Genomic DNA, 22212 nt, shown 5'->3' with positions numbered 1-22212 from the left:
ACTGTCAACTAACTCCCTTCTTCTTCCTTCCAGCGTTTGAGAGGAACGCAATCAATCCCCAACTGGTCTAAAGCGCGAGCCACCACAAAGTCTACCAAATCTTCAATAGTTTGCGGATTGTGATACCAAGCAGGAATCGCTGGTACAATTCTAGCTCCAGCTTCCGCCAAGGTAGTCAAATTCCGGAGGTGAATCAAGCTAAAAGGCGTTTCGCGAGGCACGAGTACCAATTTTCGCCCTTCCTTGAGCTGAACATCGGCCGCTCTTTCGAGCAAATCCGAGCTCAAGCCAGCCGCCAATTTGCCCAGCGTACTCATGCTACAGGGAATAACGATCATCCCTTGGGTGCGAAAGGAGCCACTAGCAATATTAGCACCGACATCTTGCCAGGGATGGCACCGAAGTTTACCCATTGTGGCTACTCCTGCTTGTTCCCGCCAGAATTCCTCTTGAAGCGTCGGCTCTGCGGGCATTCGGGTGTTCTGTTCGCTTTGCCAAACCATGTAAGTAGACTTGGAAGCGACCAGTTCAATAGCGCGATCGGCCTCCAACATAAACTTCAGAGTTCGCACCGCATAAATCAGTCCCGATGCACCGGTAACTCCTACAATGAGGGGGTAGTTATTCGTCATTAGTTATTTTTTATTTGACCGTTTACTGTTGTTAGTAATTAGTTGTTATATCAAATTTGTTAGCATCGGAATTCTTCCTCTCTCTCTTCTAGACCTCTGCGTGAATCAGCGTCCATCCCTTGTCATTGGCAGTTAATTAATCCTCTTTTTTTTACCGCAGATACAGGCAGATTAACACAGATTAACGCAGATAAATTATATAAATTCCGGTTGCACCGTCCGTGATTGTTAACTCTTGACTACATTTTACAAATCCGATGCTATCGGATTTGATATTAGTCCTTAATTATTTAGTGATGATTGCTGAGTCGAGTTGGCAGCCCACTTCTTAATACTTAGTTGCTAGACAATGACAACTAAGTATTGAGGAAAATCAACAGTCAACTGTCAACTGTCAACTGATTATTCATCATCATCAAAAGCTTGGCTGCCGCCGCCAACTGCAACTAAATCAATTTGCTGGCGGTAGTAGTCAACACTCTTGACTTGAACTTCCACCCGATCGCCCAAACGGTACTGATTGCGGTTTTTCCGGCCCACCAGAGTTTGCTGGCGCGATCGATATTCGTACCAGTCATCCTTCAGCGAAGAAACGTGAACCAGTCCTTCAACTCGCAGGATGTCGCTCTCCGGCGGCCGCACCTCAATTTCCACAAAGAAACCATAAGACTGCACGCCTGTAATCAAACCCTGGAAAGTTTGCCCGGTGCGTTCTTTCATCAATCCGGTTTTCTTCAATCCCTGCAAATCGCTTTCGGCATCCTCAGCAACCCTTTCCCGTTCCGTCAGGTGTACCACGGCCGATGCAAACTCCGTCTCAAATTCGTGGTGCAAATCTGGCGGGAGAACATTCCAAGTAATTTGACCGTGACAGGAGGAATGGTGCAAGTCAACTTTTTCCTTAGCCCGTGTTGTGCGACTGCTGCGGCCTTGCTCGAACACCGCTTGCAACACCCGCAGTATCAGCAAATCGGCGTAGCGGGAAAGTGGCGAAGTGCAGCGCGTGTAACCCTCTGACAGCGCCAAACCGAAGTGCGGCTTGGGAGTTGTGCTGTAAACAGCGGGCTTCATCGTATCTTCGAGCAGGTAGGTGAGAACTCTTTCGGACTTAAGACCTGCAAACTGCTGGGTAAATCGCTGAAAGTCCAAGGGCAAAACTTCTTCTTCGCTTTCGAGATACAGTTCGCCTCCGAGGTTGTTGGAGAGTTTGATGAACTCTTGAATGTCTGCCGGGTCTGGCATCGGCTGGACGCGGTAGATTGCTGGGACTCCCAAGGCCTGCAGGTGAGTGGCGACAGCTTGGTTGGCGAGTACCACCAACTCGGAGACAGCCGACTGGGCGGGGGGAGCGAATGCAAAAGCTCCTAATTCGCCTTCGTCGTCGAAGTGAGAGTTAGCATCGGGCAAATTTAGTTCAAAAGCTCCCCGCTTGAGCCTTGCCTTTCTGGCAGCCTGTGAGGCAGCCGACATTTGATCTAGGAAAGGACGGAGGGCGGATGATAAAGGGTGATCTTCGGCACCGCTTGGTTCGAGAATTGCTTGAGCTTGCTGGTAGGTGAGGTGGTAGTCAATTTGAATGACGCTGGCTTGAATTTCGTATTCTAAGAGTTCTCCAGATTCGTCTAGGGTGAGCAGTATGCTGAAGGTCAGCCGTTCGGTATCTGGCAGCAGAGAGCAGCGCTCGTTGAGGATTTCTGGAAGTACGGCGATGATTTTTTCTCCCAGATGGGCGGCGGTGCCTCGCTTGCGGGCTTCGCGGTCGATCGGGGTTTCTGGCTGCACGTACTCGGCGGCGTCGCTGATGTGGATTCCTATTTGCCAGCGGCCGGGCTTCAGGGTTTCGATCGACACAGCGCGTTCCACTGGCGGATCGGATAGGAATGATGTCGGGTCAAACTCGTTTTCGGCTCCTCCCTCGGAGAGATTTTCCTCTTCAACTTGACGAGCATCGTTTTCGCTGTTGGTTGTTCCCGGTTCGTTTTTGCTGAAGCTAACAGTCAGAATGTTACGCAAATCTAGCCGTTTTTTGATGTCGGTTTTTTTGACTTTGCTGGGCAAATTTTCGGCTGCTTTGATGACGGCGGCGGGGAACGATCGCGGCAAGTCGTGTTTGCAGCATACGATGTCGAGGTCGTCAGCGGCTTCGGCGTCGGAACCGAGTACCTGTACTACTTTGCCGACTGGGCGGTGGGTGCCGAGGGGGTAGCGTTTGACTTCGACGTGTACTAGGTGGTCGATCGCCTCTTGAAGATTTGTGCCATTTGCGAGCAAGTCTAGTTCAAACAACAGGCGATCGTCCAGGGGGATTGCTCTGTAGCTGACGCGGCCGGTGGGGGTGGCGGTTTGCTTGACTCGCGCGAGTACCGAGGGGTTGGCGCGTTCGAGAATGAGCATGACTTCGCCTTCGGGCGATCGGCGGCGGCTACCTTCTTTGATGATTTTGACTAAGACTCGATCGCCATTCCAAGCTGTCGAGAGGTGACTTTCCCGCACGTAAACGTCTTCTGAGCCTTCGGCGTCTTGAATTGCAAAGCAAAATCCTTTGCTCGAACAGCGCAGTTTTGCTTCTACTACGTCGTCTTCAGCTACTCGGCGATAGCGGCCTTTGTCTTTGACTAATATGCCAATTTTCTCTAGAGCTTCTAATGCGATTTGAAGTTTGAGTTGACTGGTGGCGTCGTTGCAGTCGAGTTTTTTCTCTAATGCTTTAGGAGCCACTAATTTGTCTTCTGTAAAATTTGCCAGCAGTGCAGCGATAGAAAATTCCATGTAGCGATCGATCCTCTTGTTTCCAGCAATTAGTCTAATTTTGGCGAAATCAGCCGCACCCCCTCGGGCCCTCGCAGTGCCTGCTTCCCAACAAATGCGCGGGTTAATAGGTGGAGACGCGAGCACAGCCACCTTGTTTCATCGCGAGGTTTTTTTGAGATTCTCTCCCGACACCGGCTTGGTGCTAATTGTCTGCTGTCTGTCTTGAACTGACTGCTGACGGTGCAGACAAATGTCCCGCACGCTATTCCCCAATACAATTTTTTAGCGTTGGTTTGTTTGCTTTTAGGTCAGCAGCGCCGAGCACTTCGCGAATTAGAAAGCCCCTGTCGCTTCTTAAAAGATGGCTCGATACTGAAAGCGACGGCTTGAGTCGAGGATGAGCCGATGGAGGGATGGAGAGGGATAAAATTTGCATTTCTTCCTTCTGCCTTGTTCCTTCTGCCTTGTTCCTTCTTCCTTTTGAAGTGCCTCTTGCTTCTTGCTTTAGCAAAGAATTTACCGGAGCTTTAAGGCAAAATTGCTAGTAGCTCGCTGCTGCGATGCCCTTGTTTTTTTGCACGCGATCTGTCCTTGCGGACGGAGGTGCAACGAGCGGGTCGGGAGCAATCTGTGCTGTAGAAAGTGCAAGGTACACAAAACCGGAGACTTTTACTACTTTTGCTTAGTTGCTGTGTCATCTCCGATAGGTAGAAATGACGCCCGGTGCTTGTTAGCTTAAACTGCCGGATGTGGGATGGGGTTTAGTGGCGTGAAAGGTTGCGCGGATGACTCACCTTTAATTTATTGTATGTTGAATAGGTGCTTTCAGAAAATTGTTTTCTCTCTGGCTGTACTACACTTAAGTCATAAGCCCCTCCTGGTTTCGGGGTCAAAAAATTATGTTTGCTGAATTTCGCGCCCTTTATCCCGCTGGACAGTTAATCTGTGAGTTGTTGACTGTTCATCACGGTAAGTTTGTTGTTCGCTGTCTGGTTCAGGTTGACGGCAAAACTCTTGTTACGGCTATGTCGGCTGCTGAGTCTGTTGAGGATGCTGAAGACCGCGCCCGGTTGCGAGCGATCGCTGTCCTTGGATTTGCTGCGCCCGATCGTGCGATCGCGAGTGTTGAGCCGGCTCCGGTTGCTCCGGTTGCTTCGGTTGCTCCGGTTGCTTCGGTTGCTCCGGTTGCTTCGGTTGCTGCTGTTCCCCCTCCCCCTCCTCCTGCTGTTCCGGTTCCTGTTGGGCCGACAAGTGTTCCTCTTCCGGTTCTAGAAATGCCTGTTGCTGACAAATTGCCTGTAACACATCAAAGCAATTTTGTCAAGACTGAAGCGAAATTAAATGAAGAGCCGATCGCACCTGTACCGGAACCGCTGCCTCCAAAGGTCGATCGCGTGGAGGCTACTGGATTTGTACCGAAGCAGTTAGACTCGGACGCTTGGCTTTCTTCCAGCTACGGCGAACCGCTTGAGGAACTCGATGTGCCGACTCCCAGCCAAAGTGAACCGCTACAGGGTGCCGCCGAAGTCAGGGGATTGCAACCGATCGCAGTGGGAATCCCCAGCGATGCGATCGAGGATAATTCTGATACGATCGCCCAAATAGAGGCAATCCTCAGGCGCTTGAAATGGACTAAGAAACAAGAAACTGACTGTCTCGAACAAAATTTCGGCAAGTCGTCGCAGAGAGAGCTTTCTAGCGAACAGTTGGTAGATTTTCTAGAATATTTGGAAATCTACAGCAGAACTACTGAGGAAATCAAACGATTGGGCTGGACTGCCAACCAAGGAAAAGATCATCTCAAACAAGGTTACGGCAAGGAAGCGCGCCATTTCTTAAATCAAGTAGAATTGCTCGACTTCCTGCAATATCTCGAATCTTTGCCTTAGTAATTCTGTAGGGTTTCTAGGTGTGAGGTTTTTTTAGAAAAAGCTAAAAATAGCAGTTTTCAATTGTATGAAATACAGTAATGACTTAACTGTGACGCCGTATCATGCGCCCCAGCATCTGTAATTCACTCCACTGAAAACTGCTATATAACCGTTAAAAATTAAAAATCAAAAATGAAGAATATTTCCTCATTTTTGATTTTTAATTTTTAATTTAGACGACAGCGGCGATCGGTCTGCTGGCGGAAGGACGGCGATCGATCACTTGATCGACTAATCCGTAGTCCTTTGCTTCTTCAGCGGACATGAAGAAATCCCGTTCGGTATCTTCTTCAATGCGGGAAAGCGGCTGACCGGTATGGTTGGCAAGATGTTCGTTCAGGCGGCGCTTGTGGTACAAAATCTCTTTGGCCTGAATTTCAATATCCGTTGCTTGTCCTTGAGCTCCGCCTAGAGGTTGGTGGATCATAATCCGGGAGTGAGGCAAACTCATCCGCTTGCCTTTAGCGCCGGCACTCAACAGAAAAGCGCCCATGCTGGCGGCCAAACCGAGACAAATAGTGCAAATGTCGGGGCGGATGTGGTTCATCGTGTCAAAAATGCCCATACCTGCTGTTACCGAACCCCCTGGGGAGTTGATATAGAGGTAAATATCTTTCTCCGGGTCTTCGGCGTCTAAAAATAGCAATTGGGCAACGATCAGGTTGGCTAAGTCAGAGTCAACCTGTTGGCCCAAGAAGACGATGCGATCGCGCAGGAGTCGCGAGTAGATATCAAAGGCGCGTTCGCCGCGACCGGATTGTTCTATAACGGTTGGGATCATTGACAGGGCCTGCCTATTACGTATCTTTTTTTTATTTTAGCGATTTGGGTTTATTTGTAGTGAGCCATCGGTGGCGGGCGATCGGCTTTTACGCGCAAAATCCTTAAGCTGCGATGGGTTGAGGCATTTGGGCCGTCGCAATTTCTCGATCGGAAGCTCGATCGGCTGTTTCTGCTTTAGACTAATTGCAATCTAACTGCAATAACGACATAAGTAGTTGAAACAATTCTGTGTAAAGAAACAGGAGGCAATTGCTAGGCAGTAGCCATTATGCCAGTCTTGACAGTCGGCTTAAATGTTCTCTGGCAGAGCTTGGTAGGCTGTTGAAATCCTCCTTAAGGCAATACTGCGGACTATTTTGAGATAGGGATGCGATGCCTGCGGCCAGCAACGCTTACGCAGTACAGCACAGAAGCGAAAAAAGTTAGTCGAATCGGATTTAAAAACAAACAGAAAAAAAAGCACTCTTTTAGGTTAAGCTAAAAAAACACACAACCTCTTCAGATTTACTGATGATTATTATTCAATCAATCTTACAACAAATACCAGGAATTAGTCAACCCCAAAGAAGTTTTTAGGGGTTTTATTTTCAGCTATTTGGCTCGTTTAGGGCAAAGTTAAATTTACAAATCTTAGTTGTCGTTATAGTTTTTTTTTTAAGTAGAAGAACTGATAATCGTCACTTTCGCAAAGACTTTAACTTTCCACAATTTAATCAAGGCTGCTTAAACAGTGTCGGAACTATTTTTAAGGGAGCTCTGCCTGTCTAATTTTTGACAGATATTGAGTAGGAGAGATACGATGTGTTTAAACTGTATGAAATCTTCTAAGAGAAACGATTAAGCGTTGGCCAAATAAATGGATTTAACCCTCACCTTTGGCATTAAGGCAAATTCGGACGCTGGTTGCGGAACAGGCTCAATCCTATTCAATCGTCATTCGAGAGGGCAGCAAACAGCTTTTAGCTCAGTATTTTTAAGCGAGGTATAGTGTGTGAGTGATTTGGTAGATGAGGCTGCTCCTAAAAATTTATTTGCAGGCGATAGCGAGATGGCGATGCGGATACGATCGCACGATTGGTCGCAAACTTCACTGGGGGCGGTCGAAACCTGGTCGGACAGCCTGAAAACGGCTTGGCAAATCCTGTTGACCGAACTCGATCGCACTCAGCACCCGGAAAAGACGCAGCTAGAATCTAATCTTCTGCCGCAGGAGCGCCCATCAACAGATGCCTTGCGCCAAGCTGCCCAAGCCGATGCGTTTCGAGTCAGGCTCACCAATGCGCTACGCCCGCTGAGTGATGCCAATGAGATTCAGGCAACCGCTGCCCGCATTCTGGGGGATTCTCTAGGAGCAAGCCGCGTCATTTACATCGAAGTGTTACCAGGCGGCAAAGAGGTCATCGTTCATAAAAACTACACGAACGGCGTTGCCGAATTGAGTGGGCTGTACCGTCTGGAAGACTTCGGACGCAACCTGACAGACGACCATCGAGCGGGGCGAACAGCGATCGTTCCCGATGTGGCAAACAACCCTAAATACACAGCAAGCCAGAAGGCAAGTTATCAAGCGATTGATATTGCTGCACATATTGATGTGCCGCTGATCAAGAACGCTCGATTTGTCGCGTTGTTGGCGGTGCATCAGGCAAACCCTCGTCCGTGGAGGGAAGATGAGGTGAGACGAGTCGAGGAAACCGCAGAGCAGACGTGGGCAGCCATCGAGCGTGCCCGTGCAGAAGCCGCATTACGCCAGAGCCGCACCGAACTCGAACAGCAAGTGCGGAACTTCGATGCGATCGTAACTGCAATTCCCGATTTTATTTACACCTTTGATTTGGCGGGACGGTTCACGTATATCAGCCCGGGGTTGCTCGCTCTTTGGCAGAAAACTTCGGATGAAGCTCTGGGAAAGAATTTTTTCGAGCTAGATTATCCAACCGATTTAGCGACCCGACTTCAACATCAGATTCAACAAGTCATCGAGACGTGCCAGTTGCTCAAAGACGAAACGCCCTACACTAGCGCCATCGGCACGCGCACCTATGAATACATTTTCGTGCCGCTTTTATGCATAAACGGTGCTGTAGAAGGAGTGGCAGGCGTGATGCGAGACATCACCGATCGCAAACGGGTAGAGCAAGCCTTGCGCCAAAGCGAGGAGCAGACTCGGAATATTCTGGAGAGCATCGCTGAAGCGTTTTTTGCCCTGGATGAAAACTGGCGGTTCACCTACGTCAATCGCTCTGCCGCGACACTGCTCGATCGCACTCCAAGGGGTTTGATTGGCAAGAATTTATGGGAAGAATATCCAGGACTGATTGGCAATGATTTGGAGCAGATTCACTGGATCGCCATGGGCGATCGTGTGGCTGCGTCAATGACCGCGTTTTACCCGGATCACGATCGTTGGTATGAAGTTCGCACCTACCCAGCGCCAAATGGCATCACCGTTTATTTCAACAATGTTACCGAGCAGATTCAAACTGCCGCAACCCTGCGTCAATCCGAAGAACGCTACCGCACTTTATTTGAGTCGATCGACCAAAGCTTTTGCCTCTGCGAAATGCTGTTTGACGAGAACGGTGAACCGATTGATTATCGCTTTCTGGAAGTCAATCCGATCTTTGAAAAGATGACGGGACTTCAGGATGCAGTCGGGAAAACGGTGCGGGAACTGGTTCCAGATCTGGAAGCGCACTGGTTTGATATCTATGGCAAAGTCGTGCAGACTGGTGAATCTGTGCGGTTTGAGAATCAATCCGCTGCGATGAATCAGTGGTTTGATGTCAACGCTTTTCGAGTCGGCGAACCGCAAAATCATCAGTTTGCCCTCTTGTTCACTGATACAAGCGAACGCAAACGGGCAGAAGAAATTTTGCAGCGAGCCGGCGAATTCGATGCTTTCCGTGTTTCTCTCGCCGACGCGCTGCGTCCGCTTGCCGACCCAGTGGAGATTCAGGCTACGGCCAGCCGTGTGCTGGGTGAATATCTCGGCGCCAACCGGGTGGCGTACTTTGAGGTTCGCGGTGCTGATTACGTCGTTGAGCGTGATTACGTCAATGGAGCCTTAGGGATGGCTGGCAACTATTCGATTGATTCGTTCGGGCCGAAGCTGCTCGCAGCATACCGCAGTGGTCGCGCCGTGTCCGCATCTGATGTGGAAGCAGATCCCAACCTATCTCCAGATCAGCGATCGGCCTACGCCGCGATCGAGATTGGGGCATACATCGGCATACCCCTGGTCAAGGAGGGCGAGTTCGTAGCGGGGCTGGCAATCCACACATCCGAGCCGCGAGCCTGGACACTGGACGAGGTGTCCCTGGCCGAAGAAGTGGCCGAGCGCACTTGGGCTGCAGTCGAACGCGCCCGCGCCGAAGCAGCCTTGCGAGACAGTGAGGAGCTAAAGCAACGCATACTCCAAAGCAGCCAAGATTGCATTAAAGTCTTAACGCTCGATAGCGAAATCGTCTATATCAATCCAGGCGGATTCTGCTTGTTGGAAATCGACGATCCGTCACTCGTTCTAAACACCAGTTGGCAAGATATCTGGCAAGGTCAATATTATGAAAATGCCAAGGCGGCGATCGCGGCTGCCAAAGCGGGCAACGTCGGTCAGTTGCAAGGCTATCTTCCCACTTGCAAGGGCACACCAAAATGGTGGGACATCATTATCACACCCGTGCGGAATACCACTGGAGAAGTGACGCAACTTTTAGCAATTTCACGTGATATCACGAAGCAAAAGCAAGCTGAAACTGAACTGGAACGAATGCTGGCGCAAGAGCAAGTTGCACGAGAATCTGCCGATCGCGCTAACCGAATCAAAGATGAGTTTTTGGCGGTGCTGTCCCATGAATTGCGATCGCCACTCAATCCGATTCTCGGCTGGTCAAAACTATTGCAGCAGAGAAAATTGGACGCGGCAAAAACCGCAATGGCATTAGAGACGATCGAGCGTAACGCGCAACTCCAAGTGCAACTCATTGACGATTTGCTCGACATCTCTAGGATTTTGCGCGACAAACTGATTTTAACCGTGATGCCCGTCGATCTGAGTAAAGTTATCTCAGAAGCCCTAGAAACGGTTCGCTTGGCCGCAGAAGCGAAAGCCATTCAAATTGACACAACGATTTTACCCAGTGTTGGCATCGTAATCGGCGATGCTGGGCGCTTGCAGCAGGTGGTTTGGAATCTGTTGTCTAACGCAGTCAAATTCACACCTCAGCGGGGACAAGTCGCTATCACCCTCACTTTGGATGAAACCCACGCTCAAATTCAAGTTACCGATACTGGAAAAGGGATTCGCTCTGATTTCCTGCCCTATGTCTTCGAGCATTTCCGGCAAGAAGATGGAGCCACCACCCGCAAATTTGGCGGCTTGGGATTAGGACTGGCAATCGTGCAGCAAATTGTGCAATTGCACGGGGGAACAGTCGCGGTTGATAGCCCGGGTGAAGGACAAGGAGCTACGTTTACAGTTCGGCTTCCGCTTGCGCCTCGCTCTCAGGAATTGCCAGGGATCGAGCAGCCATCCGACTCAACCGCCGGAGATTTAAGCGGCATTCATGTCTTAGTCGTGGATGATGAGGCAGACTCACGCGAGTTTGTGGCGTTTGTTTTAGAACAAGCGGGGGCGAGCGTCACCAGCGTTTCCTGTGCAACTGAAGCACTGCAAGCATTGTCCCAAGCGGTTCCAGAGATCGTTGTCAGTGATATTGGGATGCCAGAAATGGATGGCTATATGTTGATGCGTCACATTCGTAGCCTGCCGCTCGAGCAAGGCGGACAAATTCCAGCGATCGCCCTCACAGCCTATGCTGGAGAGATGGATCTACAGCAAGCGATCGCCGCAGGCTTTCAACGTCACCTTGCCAAACCTATTGATCCAGAGGCAGTGATTGCGATCGTCACCGAATTAGTATGCTCTTGTAGTTAATTTTGTAATTAAACAATATAGTCAGCCCGAGTTTTGCCGTGGTATTCACCGACAATACCCAAAGCCTTTTCAAGTAGATCGGGCGCTACCCAGAAAAGAGGTAGATCCAATACATACCAAACCACTCAAATTTTTATCGCCCAACCACGTCGGTACATTCCATACAAAATTAACCACCAAAATAAGACCGCAGTCACGGCAAATGCTAGGGAACCATTCAGCGGCCCCGCCCACGGCACAAACCAGTTTTCATAAATCCAAGTGTAAGTTGTTGGAGCTTTTTCACCAGTACCGATATGGGTTTTTAGAAGAATTCTCGCGACAATACCGGAAGCAACAAACAGGAAAATAGCATTCAATCCCAGGATTTCAAAGGGTCGCCCCCATTTCCAACATCGCACTTCTATTGTGTCGTAGCAAACTGCTAGTAATAGCAACGCCCAACCAGCGGTAAACACTACATAGGAACTTGTCCACAGTTGTTTGTTGATCGGAAATAAAAATCCCCACAAGTGGCCGATTACCACGCAACTGAGGCCGCAGATTGCTAAGTTGATACTGGTGCGGGTTTTGATTGGCTGTACGCGCAGCCATTCTCCTGTAAAGTAGCCGATCAGGACTGTGACAACTGCGGGTAAGGTACTCAACAATCCTTCGGGGTCGAAGGGGCCGCCTTTGTACAGGTGTTGGCTACCGAGAATTAGCCGATCGACATATCCCCCTAAATTGCCCTCTGGCGTGAGTTCGCCGGCAGTGTACCCCCCTACAGCAAATACGGTGAGTGCAGCCCAATAGCCCAAAAGTACGGCAACCGCCAGCAGTTTTTGATTGCGGGGGGAAAGGTTGAGAATGGCGATCGCACTGATGAAATAAGCTAAGCCGATGCGCTGCAATACTCCCATGATGCGGATTTTACCGAAGTTTTCAAGCGGGGCGCTGTTGAGAAGTACGTCAAGGGCGATCGAAGATGTATTTAGCAGCAATCCTAATATAAATAAAATCGCGGCGCGGCGCGCAATTCGCCAGTAAATATTTGAATAAGGAAGAAGGAATAAGGAAGAAGGAAGAGGGTTTTTGGCGGATGCTGATTTTTGCTTTATTTGTGTAATTTTTGAGGTTTCTATTCCGGTTTTTGGATAATTTTGAATATATTTAGACAGCGAGAAAGACATCGCGCAGCCAACGATGAACAAGAAAAACGGAAATATTAAGTCTGTCGGGGTGCAGCCGTGCCATTCTGCGTGCTCTAGCGGTGGATACACCTGTTCCCAACTGCCGGGGTTGTTGACTAGAATCATCGAGGCGATCGCAATTCCGCGAAAAACATCAAGGGATTTGAAGCGCATGGGGGAGAAGAGAGAAGGAAGAGGGAAAAGGGAAGACAGAAAAACTACTAATTACCAATTATCAATTACCTATTACCCATTAACTAAATTTCTATTCCTTCCAGAGTCATAATGACTGCATTCTTCATCAACATCTCGCAGCGTTCTGCATAAAAAGCTGCTGCCTTATCATACTTGTTGACTTGCAGGACGCGCAGAAACATTTGCCTTGCTTGCGCGAATTGCTGCTGGTAGTGAAAAAAAATTCCCTGTTCAAAATAAGTTTGAGTTTGTGCTTTTAGTTCGATCATTGTCGGCGAGTCGCCATCGTAAATTTCAAATACAGCAACAGGTGTTTGTTTTCCTTTTACTTGAACGCGATCGAGAAATCGGCACTTGTAATGTTGAGGATCGTCTATCCGGCAAAGGGTTTGGACGCTAGCTACAATAGCCACCCCATAAAGCTTTGTCAATCCTTCCACGCGGGAAGCTAAATTAACGGCATCAGAAATCACCGTACTTTCCATTCGTTCCGCTTCGCCAATCGTACCTAACATTAAAGTCCCCGTATGCAAACCAATCCCTATCGAAATAGGTTGATAGCCACTGTTTTGCCTGTGTTTGTTATAAATCTTCACTTGCTGCTGCATCTCAATTGCTGCTTGCACAGCATCTTCAGCCCTGTTAGGAAACAAAGCCATAATCCCGTCACCAATATATTTATCTATAAAACCGTTGTACTCGCGGATAACTGGGCCAACTCGGCTTAAGTAAGAGTTAATAAATTCAAAGTTTTCTCGGGGAGACATACTTTCTGACAGACTTGTAAATGAGCGAATGTCGGCAAACATAATCGTCATTTCTGCTTGTACAGAGTCTCCTAGTCTGGCATCAACTATGCTTTCTCTTTTGAGAAACTTCAAAAATTCACGGGGTACAAAACGGGCTGATGCGGCTGCAATTTTTTCTAGTTCGCTTTTGCTGGATTCGATTTGATTGAGCGATCTAAATGCTCTCAGTGCGGTGACTACTGTGGTAAATAATTTTTTGTTAGTAAGTTCTGTTTTGGTTTTGTAATCATTGATATCGTAGCTGACAATTACTACATCTTCTGGTACTTGCCCGGGCTGTCCAGTGCGTAAAATAATTCGCACAATTTGATTATTTAAAATATCGCGGATGTATTTAACTACTTCCAAGCCTGCTTCTTCTGTTTCCATAACTACATCGAGTAAAATCAATGCTATGTCGTAGTTATTTTGGATTATTTCTTTAGCTTCTTTCCCTGAGTAAGCGCTGATAAACGTTATACTTTTTCCTTCAAATTTAAAATCGTTTAACGCTAGTTTAGTAATATTGTGAATTTCTATTTCATCATCTACAATTAATATTTTCCAACTGTCTTCTAGGGGTTTTTGTTCCGCCTCGTCTTCTTCTGCAAATATTAATTCATCGTCGCCCGCCGCGATTAATTCCTCATCGCCTGCAGCCAACAGGTTTTTACTAGCTTCTGACATATATCGTTCTCCTATATAAAACTTATATCCATGTTGGCGGTCTAATAACTAATTGCTCATTTTAGCGGGAAATTCAATCATAAATTTTGTGCCTTTATTTACTTGACTTGTGCAGTTAATTGTGCCTTTTAGTTTTTGAGTAACAAGGTTATAAATAATGTGCAGTCCCAATCCCGTGCCTCCCTGACCTCTTTTGGTGGTAAAAAACGGTTCAAAAATTTTACTTAGATTTTCTGGGTCAATTCCTTTGCCGTTATCGGCATATTCAAATATTAGCCGATCGCCCTCTAGTTTGAAATCAAAAGCCAGAACGCCTTCGTCTTCTCCATCGTAGGCGTGAATTAGGGAATTCAACACCAGATTTGTCACAATTTGACACACTACGCCGGGGTAACTGTCCACTACAATATTTTCATCACACTTAATCTCTATTTTGTGCTTAGTTCTTCTTAGTTTGGCTGTTAAGGATGTCAAAATTTCCTCTAGATAGTTTTTAACATTAAACGTGCGTTTTAACTCGCTCGACTGATCTACAGCTACTTCTTTAAAACTGTGAATCAAGTCGGCTGCCCGCGTGAGGTTAGATAAGATCATATTACTGCTTTGCATGGCGGTATCCAGAAACTTTTCTAACTCGGAACGTTTTATTTGGCCGTTACTGTAAACCTCAAAAAACTTTGTGGCTTTTTCAGCAAGCAGGGAGGCGGCGGTGATGCCGATGCCGATGGGAGTATTGATTTCGTGGGCAACACCTGCAACCAACCCGCCGAGCGCAGCCATTTTTTCCGACTCTACGAGTTTATTTTGAGCCGATTTTAAGTCTTCTAAAGTTTGGGAGAGCTCGGAGGTACGCTGCTGTACTAAATTTTCGAGATTCTGATTGAATTGGTGCAAGTTGGCGTAAAGTTGGGCATTTTCGCTGGAGATAGAAATTTGAGATGACAGCAGTTTTAATATTTCTAACCTATCTTGTGTAAAAGCGCCTGTAGTCAGATTGTTTTCTAAATATAGAATACCAGTGAGTTGGCTTTGATTAATTAACGGAGTGCAAAGAATTGATTTAGGTTGAACAGCCATTATATAGGGTGTGCGAGTAAATTGTCCTTCGCGGCTGGCATCGTTTAAAACTATACTTTGCTGGGTGCGGGCGACGTAATTCACAACTGCAACGGCCAGCAAAGTTACTTCTCGATCGTCGGCTACAAAATCTATCGGAATTGATTGCATGACAGCAACGCGATCGACATCTACAGAGCCTGATGCTTCAATCACCCATTGACCATCTTTTTCTAGTATTAAAAAGCCTGTTTGCGCCCCCGCATTTTCAATAACAATTTTCATCATTTTTGCCAGCAGTTTGTCTAGAACTATTTCGCCGGCTAAGGTTTGCGATGCTTTAACTGCTGTGGTCAAGTCTAGCACGCCTGCACTGTCGTTCGTAGTGGAAGCGCTGCTGGTAGATTTGTGAGTTTCAATATTAGTTGAAATCGAGCCTGAAGTTAGCAAGTGCGAGTATTTCGATTCTAAATGCGCTGCTTTGGCTGTTGCTCCCCAGCGCTGATAGCAATAACGCGCTTCTGTCAAGTAAGTTTTAGAACTTTTTTCTCGTCCTATCGATAGATAAAATGCTCCTGCCAATTCTGCTGCTAGTGCTTGGACTTGTATGTATCCGTTTTCTTGGGCTCCTTCAATTGCGCGATCGTAATATTCCATTGCTCTCACAACATTGCCCAAAACCCGCGCTTTTTCTGCCGTAAGTAAGTCGCATTTGTGCTGAAGATTCATGGGCGCCAAAAGCGCTTTTTGTTGCAGTTTGTTCCGGTTACTGACAGCGTAAAAAATATGCTCTTCTTGTTCCTCATCTGTCGCAGATGGATAGGCTGCTAGGCGGGCTAGAGAATCGTAAAACTGGTATTCAGAAACATTAATAAAACCTGCAACTCCGTCTAAATATACTTCGGCTTGCGCTGCATTTTCTAGCGCTGTAGCGGTATCCCCAAATAAATACGCTAGTATTAATTTTTGCACATAAAAGTGCTGTAGTCCCACCCGATCGTTAGCTTTCAACAGCAGCGACAACAATTTTTCTTCGCTGTATGCTTCATCTAATATAAGGTGTGCACTTTCCAATTTTCCCATCAATTCCAAAATAGTTTGCCGATATATTTGATTCCAATTCAAGACAGTTTCTTGCTTGAGTTGAAACAGCAAATGGTTGTAACTTACCATTCTCCGTTCCAGTTGTGGCAATTCTTGACCGATGAAATACAAAGACTGACAAATATTTACGGCTGCATATCCGACACATTCTAAATCCCCATTTTCTAGCGCGCTTTGATAGGCGTCCTCTAATAGCGGCAAAGAGTCTTTAACGTGATGCTTGCCGTTCATCAAAATGAATGCTACTAAATTAAGCGTTTTGCTTTTGAATTCTAACGCATTTAATCTCTCGCTCAAATTTAAAGCTAATTGACCAAAGCGATCGCCAGATTCAATATCTCTAACTATTCCTTTTAAAATTGCTCCGTAATTAGCATAACCGAAAGCAGAAAAAGTAGAGTTTCCGTAATTAATAGATAAATTCACTTGCTCGCACACAATCAGCGGCAGCAGCACAGGTTCAACTATAAATGTAGCTGAAAACATACTGGAAAGCACGCGCATAGTTGCTAGCTTGTGCGGATTTGTCATAATCGGCAAGTTAATTAAATCTTCTATTTTCTTTCCTGTTAAATAAGCTGCCGTTTTAGCCAGTGCTTGCTGAATGTGGAGGGGAATCGGCGATTCGGGAAAGTTTATTCCTAACATTTTTAGTGCTTCGCGACCAATTTTTACCGATTCTTGGAGTTTGGCTTGCATCGCACAAGCTATGATTCTGATTTCAAATACTTTGATTTTGTCTAGTTCATTTTTTGCGTGTTGCAGGACAATTCTCGCCCATTTTTCCATTGGCTCAAAGTCGGTATTGAGGTAAGCAGCTTCTGCTGCTGACTCGTAGAGTGCAAGAGTCAATTCGTAGTCAGTTTCCCAACTTTCCGGGGGCAGCAGTTCAATACCTGCGGTTAAATATTTCAGGGCAAGTTCGTAAGCTGCACTTGCTTTTGCTTTGCGGCCTGCAATTAAATTTAATTTGCATAAATGAAATTGTTCTAATTGGCTGCTGATGATTTCTTTGGCAAAATTTAGTTGGTTTACGGTATCAAAAATATGCTCTTCTAATTGCTCTGGTGGTGCAGTGCGTAATAAAAAACTGCCTATTTTTAGATGAATTTCTTGTTTTTGAGAATCGGATATTAAAGCATAAGCTGCTTGCTGCACTCGCTCATGCAAAAATTTGTAAGTTGCGCTCAAAATATCAGCCACTGGCAGGGAAAATTTATCGGTAAAGTCTCTAGATATTGTGTCTGTTACTTCTGTGCTTGCTGCTAGTGCGATCGGCATTTTGTAGGCGTTATTCACGAGCAAAATCAGACCGGACTGAAGTGCCTCACCGAGGTCGGTTGCTGCGGACGCCAGAGGTTTTTCGGCGATTGTCGAGAGAGTTTTTAAATCAAATTTGTTTCCGATACAAGCGGCTAATTTAAGCAGTTCCTGGGTAGCCTCTGAAAGTTTCTGAATGTTATCTATCATTAATTCGACAACATTGTCAGTTATTCCCATTTCTTGTATTTGTTCGATATCCCACTGCCACTCGCCTGTGATATGGCATTTTTTCATAATTTGCTCTGAGATTGGTTGCGCTAAGCCCGACAGGTTAGATTTAGCTAGCTTGACCAAATTATTCGAGGGTGAAAGTTTAAAGTAAATTAAGTTTTTTGAGTTAAGAAATTTAATCAATTGAGTTAAAAAGAATGGATTGCCAGCGGTTTTTCGGAAAAGCAATTCTGCTAAACTTAGGGATTTTTCTGGGGCGCAGTTCAAAGTATCGGCAACGAATTGGTTGACGCTGCTTATATCTAACGGCGGAAGGGCGATCGCCCTCACAGTTCCGCCTGCTTTTTTAATTGCTTCGGCGGTCAGCATTAGGGGATGATTTGCATCTACTTCCTGCTCTCTATAAGCTCCAATTATCAATAAATATTGAGTTTCTAGGTCAGTTGCTACCAGTTCTATTAACTTGAGAGAGGCTGAATCGACCCACTGCAAGTCGTCGAGGAAAATTACTAGGGGGTGTTCTTTTTGAGCAAAAACGCGGATGAAGTTTTGAAATACTAAATTAAAGCGATTTTGAGATTCATTGGCTCCTAAATCGGGCACGGGGGGCTGCGGCCCGACAATCAGTTCTACTTCGGGAATAGCTTCAATAATTACTTGGCAGTTGCCGCCGAGTGCTTTTAAAATTTTTTGTTTCCAAACATGAATTTGTGCGGCATTCTCTGTGAAAATTTGCCGTAACAAATCTTGAAAAGCTTGGAGCAAAAAAGCGTAGGGAATATCGCGCTTAAATTGCTCAAATTTGCTGTCAATAAAATACCCGTTTTCCCGCCGAATCGGCTTGTAAACTTCATATACTAACGACGATTTGCCCACACCTGCACCACCAGAAATCAGCACGATTTCTGTATTGCCTCGCCTCATCCGCTGGAAAATACTGAGAAGCATATTAACTTCTGCTTCTCGCCCGTAAAATTTTTGCGAAATTTGCAGGTGACTTGACTGATCTTGTTCGCCGAGGATTATGTGGGAAATTTGGCCTGTTGTTTGCAGTTGAGCGAGACAATTTTCCAAGTCGTACAAAAGTCCGAAAGCACTTTGATACCTGTCTTCGGCTGTTTTTGCTAAGAGTTTTATGACGATATCGGAAACGACTTGAGGAATCTCTTTGGTTCCTACTTGATTGATTCTGCCTTCGATGCTTCTGTTTTCTACTTTTTGCTTTCTGTTTTCACAAGGAGAAACTGGCGTTTTAGCAATATGGCAGTGTACTAATTCCATGGGATCGATCGCCTGAAAAGGCAATTCGCCACAAAGCATTTCATAAAAGGTGACGCCTAAAGAATAAAAATCAGTGCGGTAGTCGATCGCCCGATTCATGCGTCCCGTTTGTTCAGGAGACATATAGGCGAGAGTGCCTTCGAGTAAATGGGGATGGCTGGGGGCGGGGTTTTCGCCCGGTAGCAGGGAGGCGATCGCAAAATCAGCAATCTTGACATCTCCTGTCTCGATATTGACAATAATATTGCTGGGTTTAATATCTTTGTGAATAATGTGGTGTTCGTGAAGTTGCCCAATAGTTTCTGCTAGTTTGATGCCAATATGCAGAAATTGTTGTAACTCTAGCTGGTTGTTGCTGAGAAAGTCTTTTAGGGAAATGCCACCAAAATCTTCTAAAACTAAAACAGGAAAGTGATTGTATGTTTCTATTTTGTAAAGCTTGACTATTCCGGGCAAACTCAAATTTTTAAGAATTTCGGATTCGTGCAGGAGTTGGGATATTTGCGCTGGGGTAGGGTATGTCGGCGTGAGAGTTTTGAGGATAACAGGTTTTTCTTCCTCAAGCTGCATCCCTCGATAAATAACTGTGTGAGGGTTTGTATAAAGTTCTTCGTCAATGCGGTATCCAGGGATAGAAATCATGATATTTGGGGTAATTTTAAATATCTGGTTAGACAATTTTAAATGTTAGATTGGGAATGATTGATGACATAAGGTTTTGGATCACACCTACAGTTGCATTCTTTTTTGCCACAAGTATTATTAAGTAAGTGGAAATACACATCGCGAGCGAGTGTGGTTTTTACGGCAGTAAACTGGCTACTATTATATAGCTGAGCTAAATCCCTCCCCAAAGGGCCCTCCTAGATACTTTTTTTGTCGCTTATTTACTTATCTATATTTTAGTCTTCAAAAAATCAGAAGTCGCACTTTGCTATCCCGCCAGTGGCAAAATAAATGGGTGCTTGCAAATCAACAGCTAAAATCTAAAAAAATCATGCAGAATATAACTGCCTCAAATCCAGCTAATGCGACCGATCGCGCTTTTGGCACCGCAGACATTCAATTGCTGGTAGTGGATATAGACGGCACGATCGCAGGTTTGTCAAATACCATCCGAGAACCAGTCAAGCAGGCAATTTTGGCTGCCGAGTCGCGGGGAGTGAAAGTGGCCGTCGCTACGGGCAGGATGTACCGCTCAGCTTTGCGTTTTCACCGCGACATCGGCTCAACATTGCCGCTGATTTGCTACCAGGGCGCGTGGATTCAAGATCACGCTACTCAAAAACGGCTGCGGCACTTGCCGCTGTCGAAACAAACTGCTCTGCAACTGTTAGATTATTTTGAAGAACCGCATTTGCGACCGCTCCTTTCGATCCATTTCTACATTGAGGATCAACTTTACGTGCCGGAAATTACCGCAGCTACCCGAATTTATGCCGAACGATCGGGCATTGAACCAATGGTGATTAAAGATTTGCGGCGAGATCTTCCGGGGGAACCGACGAAAGTTTTGGCTTTGTGCGAGAATCCGGGGGTACTCGACGGCTTGCTCAGCAGTATGCGGCAGCGCTACACGCCTGCGGAGCTTTATTTGACTCGATCCGTTGCTACTTTTTTTGAAGCTACGCATCCTTTGGCGAATAAGGGAGATGCGGTGCAGTATTTAGCGGAGGAACTTTTGGGTTTGCAGGCGGCGAACGTGATGGCGATCGGCGACAATTTTAATGATGTAGAAATGATTGCCTACGCGGGTGTGGGCGTGGCAATGGGCAATGCTCCTGATGCGGTGAAGGCTGCTGCTGATTGGGTGGCGCCGGATGTGGAGGAAGATGGGGTGGCGGCTGCGATCGAACAATTTGTTTTGGGCGATCGTTGATATTTGTAGCACGAATACCGCAGGGGCGGGTTTAGCGACATTTGGAAAAAATGTATATCAACTCGCCCCGACCCAGCGACAATTTATTATTATATAACTCTCTAGTTTTGAGTTCTATGCAATCAAATTTTGATTATAAAAAAAATCCACAATTTCGGATTTTTCGAGATTAAGTCCAGTCAATTACTTTGTTTGCAACATCCGAATATTTATTTAACGAACCGCGAAGACGCTAAGAACGCGTTCGGCGAAGCCGTTCCCGAAGGGTAGGAAGAAATGAAGAAAGCGGGGCGGGCTTACAGATCTTCTGGATGTGAATTTATAGATAATTTCAAACTCTTAAAAATGGGTTCCAACAGAAAGAGCACCGACGACTGGCCGTGTTTCGTCTCGGTGCTCTTACTGGTTCGCTCCTCACACGTCCATCAATATAGCTGACTCAGTAAATTGTGTCAATACTTTTTACAAAAATTGTTTTTTGAGTCGGCTGCTGCCGGGGTGCTGGTGCGGTGGAGCGAGGCTGAACCTTTGTAAGGCAGGGGTTTTTGTCGATCGCCCAAGGGTTGGATTCAGCATAAAAATTTTACTTCACTTCCAGCAGCCAGTCCAAAATCAGAGCGTTGACTTCACTCGGCCGCTCGTCGTGGGGACAGTGGCCTGTGTTGGGAATGGAAACAAATTTCACTGGTTTATCGTTGGCGGCCAATTGTTGATAAATTTGGCTGCCGGCGATTGGCGTCCACGGGTCGTCTGCGCCCCAAAGTACCAATAACGGACGATCGACTTTGGGCAGCAATTCTGACGGTTGAGGGCCTGGAGGAGCTGTGAGAATCGAGGCAAACACTTGTTGAGCTCCGGGCTCGCAGGAGGGGGCGTGGAGGAGTTCTACGAGTTCGTCGGTGATGGCTTCGCGGTTCCCGTAGACTTGGCGCAGGGTGTTGCGGATGCGGTGTTTTTGGCGGATGTTGTTGAACATAAAGGGGCCAATCAGGGGCGATCGAACTAATTTAGTAAAAGTCCCCATTACTACTCGCAGCGGGAAATTCAGTTCGTCGGGCCGGTGGTTGAGCCCGCCAGCACAGTTGATTAAGACTGCACCTGCTGATATTTCTGGATGGTTGGCGACTACCATCAAACTCAGCAAAGCGCCGATCGAATTCCCGACAAATACCGCCGGTTCCTGTACCAGATCCGCCCAGAAATCTCTCAGCAATTCTTCCCACAATTCCAGAGTGTAATCTAGGGCTGGTTTGGCGGAAGCACCGAATCCCAGCAAGTCCAAAGCAAATACGCGATAGCCACCGGCCGCTAGTGGGGGGATATTTTGCCGCCAATGTCCGATCGAAGCCCCAAATCCGTGAATCAAGATCAGAGGGCGGCCGGTTCCTTGGACGGTATATTGGATTTTGTGACCTTTCCAAGTCCAAATTAGCTTTTCAAAACTCGTTGCAGATACTAATTGTTGTGCAGTCACGGCTATTATGTAAAGTTTCGTTAACTACTTTCATCATAGCAGAAGTCAG

Annotated in this window: 10 protein-coding genes; 3 read left to right on the top strand and 7 right to left on the bottom strand. The window is 46.7% G+C overall.

Annotated elements, in window-relative coordinates; all coding sequences use genetic code 11:
- Positions 1 to 8: 8 nt before the first annotated feature.
- Together QUA71_RS01130 and QUA71_RS01125 are read right to left on the bottom strand one after the other, a co-directional pair.
- Complete coding sequence (locus QUA71_RS01130; protein ID WP_190737279.1) at positions 9 to 632, bottom strand: flavin prenyltransferase UbiX; 624 nt, start codon at positions 630 to 632, stop codon at positions 9 to 11.
- A 402-nt stretch (positions 633 to 1034) separates the two neighbouring features.
- Positions 1035 to 3401: a ribonuclease R family protein gene (locus tag QUA71_RS01125; RefSeq protein WP_333281175.1), complete on the bottom strand. Its 2367-nt coding sequence runs from the start codon at positions 3399 to 3401 to the stop codon at positions 1035 to 1037.
- 881 nt (positions 3402 to 4282) lie between these two features.
- On the opposite strand from QUA71_RS01125, the gene QUA71_RS01120 reads away from it, so the two are divergent.
- Positions 4283 to 5272, top strand: a complete 990-nt coding sequence (locus tag QUA71_RS01120; protein ID WP_333281172.1) for a hypothetical protein — start codon at positions 4283 to 4285, stop codon at positions 5270 to 5272.
- Between the two features lie 214 nt (positions 5273 to 5486).
- Here the strand turns inward: QUA71_RS01120 and clpP are convergent, their stop codons facing one another.
- The gene (gene clpP / locus QUA71_RS01115; RefSeq protein ID WP_333047400.1) at positions 5487 to 6119 is read right to left on the bottom strand and encodes an ATP-dependent Clp endopeptidase proteolytic subunit ClpP; all 633 of its coding nucleotides are present in this window, start codon (positions 6117 to 6119) and stop codon (positions 5487 to 5489) included.
- A 1026-nt stretch (positions 6120 to 7145) separates the two neighbouring features.
- On the opposite strand from clpP, the gene QUA71_RS01110 reads away from it, so the two are divergent.
- Positions 7146 to 11033 carry a PAS domain-containing protein gene (locus QUA71_RS01110; RefSeq protein ID WP_445243741.1) on the top strand — a complete coding sequence of 1296 codons (3888 nt, stop codon included), beginning with the start codon at positions 7146 to 7148 and terminating at the stop codon, positions 11031 to 11033.
- A gap of 125 nt (positions 11034 to 11158) precedes the next feature.
- Here the strand turns inward: QUA71_RS01110 and QUA71_RS01105 are convergent, their stop codons facing one another.
- The 3 genes from QUA71_RS01105 to QUA71_RS01095 all read right to left on the bottom strand — a co-directional run bounded on the left by QUA71_RS01105 (position 11159) and on the right by QUA71_RS01095 (position 19452).
- Complete coding sequence (locus QUA71_RS01105) at positions 11159 to 12379, bottom strand: heparan-alpha-glucosaminide N-acetyltransferase domain-containing protein (RefSeq protein WP_333281166.1); 1221 nt, start codon at positions 12377 to 12379, stop codon at positions 11159 to 11161.
- Between the two features lie 83 nt (positions 12380 to 12462).
- The gene (locus tag QUA71_RS01100) at positions 12463 to 13875 is read right to left on the bottom strand and encodes an adenylate/guanylate cyclase domain-containing protein (protein ID WP_333281163.1); all 1413 of its coding nucleotides are present in this window, start codon (positions 13873 to 13875) and stop codon (positions 12463 to 12465) included.
- Between the two features lie 48 nt (positions 13876 to 13923).
- Positions 13924 to 19452: an ATP-binding sensor histidine kinase gene (locus QUA71_RS01095; RefSeq protein ID WP_333281160.1), complete on the bottom strand. Its 5529-nt coding sequence runs from the start codon at positions 19450 to 19452 to the stop codon at positions 13924 to 13926.
- A 355-nt stretch (positions 19453 to 19807) separates the two neighbouring features.
- Between QUA71_RS01095 and QUA71_RS01090 the strand changes: the two genes are divergently transcribed.
- Positions 19808 to 20689 (top strand): Cof-type HAD-IIB family hydrolase, encoded by an 882-nt coding sequence (locus QUA71_RS01090; RefSeq protein ID WP_333281157.1) that lies wholly within the window; start codon positions 19808 to 19810, stop codon positions 20687 to 20689.
- A gap of 583 nt (positions 20690 to 21272) precedes the next feature.
- On the opposite strand, the gene QUA71_RS01085 is transcribed toward QUA71_RS01090, so the two are convergent.
- On the bottom strand, positions 21273 to 22163 hold the full coding sequence (locus QUA71_RS01085; RefSeq protein ID WP_190658379.1) for an alpha/beta fold hydrolase: 891 nt from the start codon (positions 22161 to 22163) through the stop codon (positions 21273 to 21275).
- Positions 22164 to 22212: the final 49 nt, after the last annotated feature.

Origin of the sequence: Microcoleus sp. MON1_C5 (assembly GCF_036701875.1) — a bacterium.
Lineage (GTDB): Bacteria > Cyanobacteriota > Cyanobacteriia > Cyanobacteriales > Microcoleaceae > Microcoleus.
This window is presented reverse-complemented; position numbering and strand designations above follow the sequence as displayed.